Origin of the sequence: Xanthobacter aminoxidans, from assembly GCF_023571765.1 — a bacterium.
Taxonomy (GTDB): Bacteria; Pseudomonadota; Alphaproteobacteria; order Rhizobiales; family Xanthobacteraceae; genus Xanthobacter; species Xanthobacter aminoxidans.
In genome coordinates this window covers 1-8,993 of record NZ_JAMJXC010000041.1, presented here as the reverse complement: position 1 = coordinate 8,993, position 8,993 = coordinate 1, and the positions used below count along the sequence as shown (strand labels likewise).

Annotated in this window: 5 protein-coding genes; 1 reads left to right on the top strand and 4 read right to left on the bottom strand. The window is 63.8% G+C overall.

Translation table 11 applies throughout. The annotated features are described in order from the left end of the window. Nucleotides 1–289 precede the first annotated feature (289 nt). The 4 genes from EJ105_RS27315 to EJ105_RS27300 all read right to left on the bottom strand — a co-directional run bounded on the left by EJ105_RS27315 (nt 290) and on the right by EJ105_RS27300 (nt 8,496). Complete coding sequence (locus EJ105_RS27315) at nt 290–703, bottom strand: hypothetical protein (RefSeq protein ID WP_250168843.1); 414 nt, start codon at nt 701–703, stop codon at nt 290–292. Further along, nucleotides 700–1,254, bottom strand: a complete 555-nt coding sequence (locus EJ105_RS27310) for a recombinase family protein (RefSeq protein ID WP_250168842.1) — start codon at nt 1,252–1,254, stop codon at nt 700–702. Before EJ105_RS27310 ends, EJ105_RS27315 begins: the two co-directional genes overlap by 4 nt. A 349-nt stretch (nt 1,255–1,603) precedes the next feature. Next, nucleotides 1,604–3,334: a hypothetical protein gene (locus EJ105_RS27305; protein WP_250168841.1), complete on the bottom strand. Its 1,731-nt coding sequence runs from the start codon at nt 3,332–3,334 to the stop codon at nt 1,604–1,606. Nucleotides 3,335–3,381: 47 nt separating this feature from the next. Then, the gene (locus tag EJ105_RS27300) at nt 3,382–8,496 is read right to left on the bottom strand and encodes an ATP-binding cassette domain-containing protein (RefSeq protein ID WP_250168840.1); all 5,115 of its coding nucleotides are present in this window, start codon (nt 8,494–8,496) and stop codon (nt 3,382–3,384) included. On the opposite strand from EJ105_RS27300, the gene EJ105_RS27295 reads away from it, so the two are divergent. After that, nucleotides 8,449–8,880: a hypothetical protein gene (locus EJ105_RS27295; protein WP_250168839.1), complete on the top strand. Its 432-nt coding sequence runs from the start codon at nt 8,449–8,451 to the stop codon at nt 8,878–8,880. The two genes, EJ105_RS27300 and EJ105_RS27295, sit on opposite strands and share 48 nt — an antisense overlap. The last annotated feature ends 113 nt before the right edge of the window (nt 8,881–8,993 follow it).

Sequence of the window (8,993 nt, the reverse complement as noted above, 5' to 3'; positions counted from 1 at the left end):
GTTCGCCACGTGGCAGGGGTTCAGGCGAACCTGAACCCCTTTTGAAACCTCAAGACATCTGCCCCGTGTTCGGCGCCCGCGGCGGCGAACATATCAAGGGGACGCCCCGCGTCCCGACGCCTTCCGGCGCGCTATGGGGCGGAGCCGGGGGCAAGGGCGGCGCAGTCCGGGACCGGAGCCACGCACAGCCGGCGTGCCGGCGAACATGGCGAGGACCCACCCCCTTGCGCTCGGCGAGCACCGTGGCACTCATCGGCAGCTGAAAGGCACACAGACGGCCCGTCCGCCGTCAGTCGCAGCGGATGAAAAGGGCGTTGTTGATCTCGACGGACTTCGGACCCTTGACGAGAGCCGATATCGATCCATCCCCGTCCCCATCGGCCTCGACGGCCGGCTTGCATTTCATGGAGGGAGCAAGATAGGTCGCCCCGTTGACCTTCCACTTCGGCAGCACGCACACGCGGCGTCCGCCCGAGTCGCCATCGATCCAGCTTTTCTCGGAGACCTCGACCCATCCCACGGGATTTGAGCACATCGATTTGCGCTCGGTGTCAGTCTTGGGCTCCTCATTTGATTGGGAGAGCACCCACTTGCCCGGCGCCATCGGTGCCGGCGGAGCGCCCACGCCTTGGCCGACCGACGCGGTTGTGAGCACAGGGAGGAGAAAAAGGGGGCCGAAAGCGATGCGCAGACAAATGTTCACGGCTTCTCCTGCTCCAGCCGGTGGATTGTGGACCGATGAACGCCGAGCGATGCGGCGATTTCCCGTGCCGACATCCCCTCGGCCCTGAGGCGTTTCACCAAACGCGCCTGATCACCGCTCAGGGCCGGCGGGCGGCCAAACCGCACGCCCCTCGCCCTTGCGGCCGTGCGACCTTCACCGGTTCGCTCTGCAATCAAGGATCGTTCAAACTCTGCGATACCCGCAAAAATTGTAAAGACCATGCGACCCGCCGGCGTGGTCGTGTCCGCCCATGGCTCGGCCAGGGACCGGAGGCCGGCGCCGGCCGTCGACAAGCGCTCCGAGATATCGAGAAGATCGCGGGTGGAGCGTGCCAGCCGGTCGAGGCGCGTCACCGTGACCACATCGCCCACCCGCAATTGGCCCAGCATCGCCTCGAGCTGGGGCCGCGCACGGACCGCGCCGCTAACCTTCTCCTCGAAGATGCGCTCGCACCCGGCCGCCTGCAGCGCCGTGCGTTGGCGGGTCAGATCCTGATCGTCGGTCGAGACGCGGGCATATCCGATGCGCATGAGAGAGCCTGTCGCAAAATTTGTCGCAGAGATGATCCATTCTGCGACTGACTTTTGCAACGCTGAAGCTGAGGCGGATCGGACGGAGCCCCAGTGTCGCAAAAATTAGGAATTAGGCGACATTGCAAGCACCAGCTAGTGGGCTCCTACAACCTGCCTTGCTCCATAGCCTCACTTAAGCTGCCAGCCGGTCGTTCCCTCCGCGTACCGCCGAACGTCACGTCGCCGCCGAGGCTTGGCATCGCGCCAGCATCACCGCTCGCAGCAAATTGGCGAACCATCGCGCCAAGCCAGGCGTGGGCGGGCTTGATCGGTGAGTGCGTCATGCGTTTGCATGCGGAGAGCGGCGTCATTCCGATGCTGCTGGTGTTTTCCGGCGCGTCCGGCGCTTGGCCAGCCGCGGTAGTAAGGCGGTCTGCCAGTCGATCCGCTTTTTAGGAACGAAAGATTCTTCCAGCAAGCGGATGGCAGGATGGCCGGGATAAGTTTCGACCGCGCGTCCCAGCCATGCCCTTGCCGCTTGCTGCTGCTTCGCGCAACGATACCGCTCGGCGAGGGCGAGACAGAGCACAGCGTCGAGCATCTTTGGGGCATGAAGCCCCGACGGCGTGGAGCGCGCCGCGAGATAGCGGTTAAGGGTCTCCTGGTGCACCTCGACCGGCCAGACATCGAGTGTGCCAAACAATGTCCGCGCCACGAGCGCTTCGCTCGATGGCGCGCCGATTTCGGCCATGTGCCGATCGACAAGCGCATCGAGCGCCGCCGATCGGTCTTGCTTGCCAAGGAGCGCCGCGAAAAGCGCGTAAAGCGTGAGCAATGACCTCCGATGAATCTTGCCGGAGGCGGCAAGCTTCTCGATATCGGGAAATATCGGGCGAAGGTCGGTGACCGTCGCCCCAGGCGTATCAGCTAGAACCGGTACGATCTGCTCAATATGCCCCTCGAGCCGCTGCCGGGCGTCAGCCGCGCGCCTGAGCGGGGTCCCCACCCACACTTCCGGCGCCAACGGGACCACGACCACCCCAGACTGCTCGCGCGTGTAGTTATAGGGTTCTCGCTCAACCTTTCTGCCCGCGGTGACGAAGGCGGTGATGACGTGGTGGGTAAGGCGAACGAGGCCCTGAAAGGTTAGGACCGGGCGGCGATCGACCTCGGTCACATCGCGAGTGTTCCCCGCCAGCTCGATCGCGTCGGGGAGCGACCGTAGATTGTGCACGTAGCGCGAGCGGATGACATAGGCCTGACGCAGCGCTTCCTCGATCTCGTGGCGCGCGATCGCGCCCCCTGCGACGAGATCTGCGCCCCTGAAATATCCCGCGTCCACATGGCTGAGGACAAAGCCGCGATATCTTCGCGCGAGCGATGCGTGCTCGACCGAGAGAATCGCCTCGCGTACCTTGTCGCCGGTGCTCTTTGATGCGCGGCTCAGTGCGAGATCGAGCGGCTTGCGCTTGCGCTCATCGACGTCCTGCCAAACCGTCTGGTGCCCGTCGAAATCCTGGGCAAGCGATTCGATCGCCGAAACCAGCAATGTGTAGGCCAGCGCCAAGTCATCACGCATTCGGTGGAGACCGCTCACGAAGGTCCGGATCGCGCGCATCGCGGCGAGGAAGGTGCGACGGTCGAGTGCGATCAATCGGTCGACGAATTCGGCGAACGGCGCAATCTCACTTTGCTGCAGCGGGATCCGATCATCGAAGTAGCGCCTGACGAATTGCCTCGGCGGATGATATGAGGCGAGGCCCGGGCCGGCCGATGTGAGCCGATCGACGACGTCCGCATCAGATGAAACGATCGCGCGTAGCCCGAACGTCGCCAGCGCCGAGAAATCCTCGAGGAACGGGGCGATCGTATGCGATACCAGAACGCCCGGCCCTATTTCAGCCGCTTCGATATTCTCGTCGATCTCGTAGACGACCGCGCGGTTGCCGCGCCGGCCGTCGGTCTCGCGCAAGCTGCCCGCGGCCGTGACCACGTCGTAGCCATAGAACAGCCCCAGGTTCGAATAGAGCACTCCGCGCAGATGATTGGTTCGGCCGACGCCGCGCGCGAAAAGCTTACCGCTGTTGATCTGCAGCATTGTCGGTCAGCTCACTTCTTGCATCTGGAGGCCCATTTGGCCGATCTCTATCGCAACGCTGCGATCCGTCGCTGCAGCCCCATTGCTGTTCCCACCTGCGCCCGCACCAACTTGGCTACAATTGCGATTACCGCATCCCGCGCTCTAGGCTGCGCGAGAAGATCCGGGGCATGTCCCGTCAAAACGGTATCGATTGCTTCCGCGATATTGTTTCCGGTGGAGCCGCGGGATAACCGCTCCTTTTTCGCTAAGGCTGCTTCGAGCCAGATCATGCCCTCGAGCCGCAGGCTCCGGCCCGATTCCTTGGTCAAAAAGTGGCAGAATGTCGCGATGTCATCCTCATCGTACGGCATCACGGTCTGGGCCCACCGCCGGTAATAGTCGATGAGTTCGGGGATCCGGGGCAAGATGGCGTTAGCCTGACTGATCTCGATCGGCGCATTGAGGCCGAGCAACTTGGTGAGCATGTCCCTGCCACGATACCAACGGCGATGCGATGGCCAGTCGGCGTCGAATGCAAATTGCATGACCGCCTTCCAGATTGCCATGAACTGGTCCGCATCGACCGGCTTGAACAGCTGCAGGAACCAGCCGGCCGCGAACTGCTCGACGGCATGATAGCCCCTCGGCCCGATCGCTAGAATTGCGCGCCATAAGGGCTGCGGCTCGTTCGCGGGCGCGGTTATCACGAATGCCGCGGCTATGCGCAGGATCGAATAGCCCATGCCGCTCGGGAGGTCATATTCCTCATCGGTGTCGACATCATCTTCGAGCGGATCGCCTTCGCCTTCCATGCGCCATGCCTCGAATGCCCAAAGGTCGGCGAGCAGCCGATGATTCTCCGGTACCTGCGCGGTTTCATGCGCCGTTTCATGATCCAGCAGCCAGCCATAGCCGGCTTCGAGAATATGCGTGCTGAGCCCGGCGAAGCGACGCGACGTGCCCGCCAAGCGAGCGCACCGACCACGATATTTGCGCGCGCGCCGCGCCTCCAGAAGCCGCTCGACGCGTCGGGCGATGCTGGCGGGGTCGAGGATGTCGATCGACGCGGTTGAACCGAAAATCGGCTGGGCGCGAAGGCGCGCGCGCCAGCGCTCCCATGCCGGAGCGAGTTCCTCTTCCTCGTAGCGCGGCGAGAGGCGATCCAAACCCGCGAAAAGCAGCAGCAGGAAGTTGAGCCGATACCATGCCGGACCGAGGTTAGCCTGAAGGCGCTTGGCAAAGCCCATTAGGGTCGCGATCGCACTTCCGCCCCGTGCGGTCAGGATCACCGCCAGCGGCGCCGACCAAGGCGAGGGATCGGCCGCTTTGACGGCAATGTGAAGCGTGCCGATCGCCGCGAACCGCAGTGCCTCATCTGCGGCATGATCGTCGCGGCTGGTCGAAAGCGCATCAACATGGGCGATCATGGCTCGAAGCAGCTGCTCCGCACGTTCAGCGATTACCGGGTGCTGCTCATACCAGTCTCCACCGCGCGCGATCAGCGTGGCCGCGGCCGCTGCTACTATTGGCAATCGTTCGCTTGAATCGGGTAGTGGTGACCCAAGGTCAGGCAAGAAGGTGGCGAGATATTCCGCGCTGGCTTCAGTCAGGTTTGCGCTGCCGGCGAGCGCCTGCTCACACTGGTGCGGCAGAGTCAGCGGCTCGAGTGTAGCGTTGGCCTGCATCTGATAGGCGATAAGGTCAGCTTGGAGATCGTCCGGATAGATCAGCCGTACGACGGTTTCACCGCTGGCATCATCCAGCACCGCCTTGCGATTGGCAGGATCGAACTCGCTCTGGAGAATTCGCTGCTCGAGCTGCCGCTTGACGTCGTCCGGGCGCGGCCAAGCCGCGGCAGCGTACATGACCTGGCTCGCGAAGCTCGCATCGGCGGCCGCGAGCTCGCCGATCACCGCCCGCAACTCGAGGGCGCGATGCGGCGCGTGCACCCAGTCTCGCGCCATGTTGAGGACAGCCTCACCCTGGCGATACCATGTGAAGATGTCGAAGCCCAAGCCGCCATTGCGGACACGCTGCACGTCCCAGCTGTAGAGGGCCTCGACGCCGACGAGCGAGAGAAGCGGGCCCTTGAACAGGTCCGGGCGACATTTTCCCAGATTCACCAGCACGCCGAGGATGGCGGTCGAACCCTCGAGTGCGAGCAATCGTTCGCACCAGGGCTTTAGATCCTCGCCTGCCTCCGCCTTGAGGATCAGCCAGCGCTCCAGCGCATCGAGCGCGCAGAAGAGCTGGCCGTTGGCGGTCGAGTTCTGTTGTGACCAGCCGAACTGGCTCCTGGTTCCGGGAAAGTGCCGCGACGTGCCATCGGCCACGGTGATGGAAATTGATGGAATGATCGCATCAGGCGGCGCCTCCGATGCCCAGCGCTCCATAACGAAATCCAGAAGCTGCTTCAGCGCAGAGAGCGCCCGCTCGGGTCGCAGCTGGAGAAAGGCGAAGAAGGGGCTTTTCCAGAAGATCGTCGGATAGCTGTGCTGGTCGGACTCCAGCCCGAGATCGCCTTCCATGCGGAGCGTTCGGCCATAATCGCGCGTGGGATTTCCTTCGATGATGCAGGCAAGCAGCACTTCCGAAGAGGCTGCAGGATCGGCCTCGATCAAGGCGTTGAGGCCATTGGCGTGCAGCACCGCGTCGCGAAATGATCCGGAGAGCCGTTCGCTCGGACCGAGAGGCCAAGGCGCAAGATCCTTCTGCGACGAGAGGAATCGGGCTGGGGCAGGAGGTTTAGGCCGGCGAGGTTGTGCCACGGCGCGGGCTTTGGCGGCCGCGCCATCGGCTTCGCGTAAGGACTGCACCCGCATGAGCGTCGTGTCAGCCGGCGGCCGCCGCGTTGCCATTTCGAGCGCGAACGCGGCTACTTCCGCTGGCAGATCGACGGCCCCGGCCAGCGCGGTGACGTAAATGAGTTTCTCGTCGTCACCGCCGCCATAGTGCCGGTGCCGTGCATTCTCGATCTGGCGCGTGCGCGCTGTCTCCAATGCGACCTTCGCCATGACATCGCGCAGGGGCATCGGTTGCTCGCCGAGCATGCGCGGCAAACTCAGCCATGCCTTGCAAACCTTCGCGACGACGGTCGCACCCAAAGACCCGACGCGATCGGCATTGTAGGCGAGGAAGCGGCCCATCGGCGCCCAGCGGGCTATGATCGGGAAGCGCATGTCGGCTTCGAGATAGATCCGCAGGCCCTCGCCGGCCGCGAAATTCCCCGGGATACCGGGAACGGTGGCGATATGCAGGAAACGGTGCATCAGCCGCTTCAGAAGCGCGCCGTCCTCGGCGAACATGAGGTCCACACGCGCGGTCAAATGACGATCGAGGCCGGGGTCGGCGCACAATGCGTCGAGCAACAGGTCGCTTGCTTCGACATTCTTCGCGACCGTCACCGCCGCAAAGGCGGCATCCCAGCCATTTCTGGCCTGATCAGGCTGCGTGAGAAGGAATTGCCCGAACAGGCGCAGCGCGCCAATCCACAAAGGCTGCGGCGCGAGCGCCGACCATTGTGGAATATCGTCGGCGATCTCCTTGAGCCGCTGGTATCGCGCCCAGTCCGATGCGAGGTCGTGGCGGAATTCAACGCGGTTGCGCGCATTGACCTGGAGCGGCAGTTCCTGGGATCGCTGGTCGAAAGCGGCCAGATCGCCACTTTCGAGATCGCTTATCGCAAAGCTGCGCTCGAAGGCGGCCTCGCGAACGGCGAGGCGAACCAAGAGGCGTTGGAGCTGCGATCGTGCGGGTCCATCGGTCCATCGGGCCCAGAGGCGATCGGCGATCGCGCCCGTCGAGGTCAGGCCCGTGCCATCGGACTGCTGGAATGACGAGGCCGCGGCGACGACCCAGCCAAGGGTCCGCAGGTTTGCGAGCAGCGGCAGGATCTCGGCATCGTTCGAAATCCAGGCGAGCGTGGGAGCGCTGTTCAAGGCGGCGCGAACCGATCCGTCCGACAAGGTCGTGACGATGACGCTTTGCCAGGTCCCCACCGTGCCCAAGGTCCGGAGCTGATCTTCGTATGCGGCGAACTGCGAGATCAGGACGACCCGCCAGGCCGCGTCGCCAGCGAGTGCGCGCAGAAGCGTGTCGAACTTCGTCAGCGTCGCCGCATCGAGTCGTTCGGCTGCGTCGAGCACCAGAAGCTTGTCGCGACCCGGGCTGCGCGCGAGGATCAGCGCGAGATCGTGGTCGATGCCGATCGATTGCCGGCGCGCGGCACTCAGCGCGTCGCCAAGCGCCTCCGGGCCGAGCCAGATTTGCACCGCATCGGGAAAGGCCGCGTCCAGCGTTGTGCGAACGAGCGCCGACTTGCCCGCGCCCGACTCGCCGATGACCACACATCCGGCTGCCTTGCCGAGCGCCTGCGCGAGGCGCTCGGCCACCTTCGGGCGTTGAACGACGTGGCCGTTTGGAAGCGCGGTCTCGATGCCAGCACGTTGGTCGGCGGATAGCGCGATCAGGCGGTTCCAGGCACCGGCGATGCTCGGATGGGCCTTGAACGCGAAACGCGGAGTCAGATCGCGCAGGAGATCAGAGAGACGCGTGATGCCGTTGCCCAGCCGCGCGGCCTCCGCGCTTTGGACAAGGGCGTTCCAGAGCTCTTCGGCTTCGGCTGCGTCTCCTGTGCGGAGCGCGATGCGGCATCGGCGTTGGGCCTCGGTTATCGCCCTGGAAGGGATGAGCTGGAAATCGAGCGGATAGATCTCAAGCGCGGATATCAGGGCGATCGTCTGCGAATCGGTGGGATGCTTTCCTTCTTGCTCGCCAGGATTGCGGACGCTGTCGAAAACCCGGCGATGCGTCTGCGAGGCATTGATCCGGTCCATCGCGAGCGTGGGGTCGGCACCCACGCACCATTGCTTCAGATCCGACCAAGTCGCATCGAATACCGTGTTGCGGCCGCGCGTGACCAGTCCGATGCGGTCAGTGTCTCTGTTGAACGGATCTTGCTTGCGCCATAGCTCCCAGGCGGCGGACACGAAGTCCGCTGGCCAGCCCGTGGCGGTGACCTGGACGTTGCTCTTGCAGGAAAGGGCGAGGCGGCGCTCGGGGCCATTCACGGTTTGGCCCACGCAGATCAGATCATCGATGCGCCAGCCCGCGGCCCCTGCCTGGGAGAGCAGATGGTCGCCAGCGACGCCGATGCCGTCGATCGGCAGGTCGAGCAGCATCTGGCTTATCAGGTCGGCAGCAACGAGGTCCTCGAAGGCAAAGCCGGGCCCCGCGGTCGACCGAGTGGTGGCGATCGTCTCCTTGCGATTACGTTTCGGCTTCGCGTCAGTCATTCCATATCATCTAGCGCAACAAGCAAGGGCGGGCTCTATTTGCAGCCGATCGTCGACGCATTGGCAAGTACGACGATTTTCACTCACTCAGACTATCCTTGGCTCAACACGCCGGTTCATGTCGTGATCGTCGGCAAGGCGACCGCCGACATCCGCTCGATCCTCGGTGAGGACAACCGACGACTGCGGCGAAGGGCAATCGCACGGGAACATCGCCGTCAAGGCGAGCGGGTCGAGGAGGAGTCAAAAGTCAGCTTGAACCGCCCCTAGATTCCTGGACGCCTTCTTCCCTAAATTTTTAGGCAAGGAGGCCCCGATGGGCAAAGCGAACTTCACCGAGGACTTCAAGCGCGACGCGGTCGTTCAGATCACCGAACGGGGCT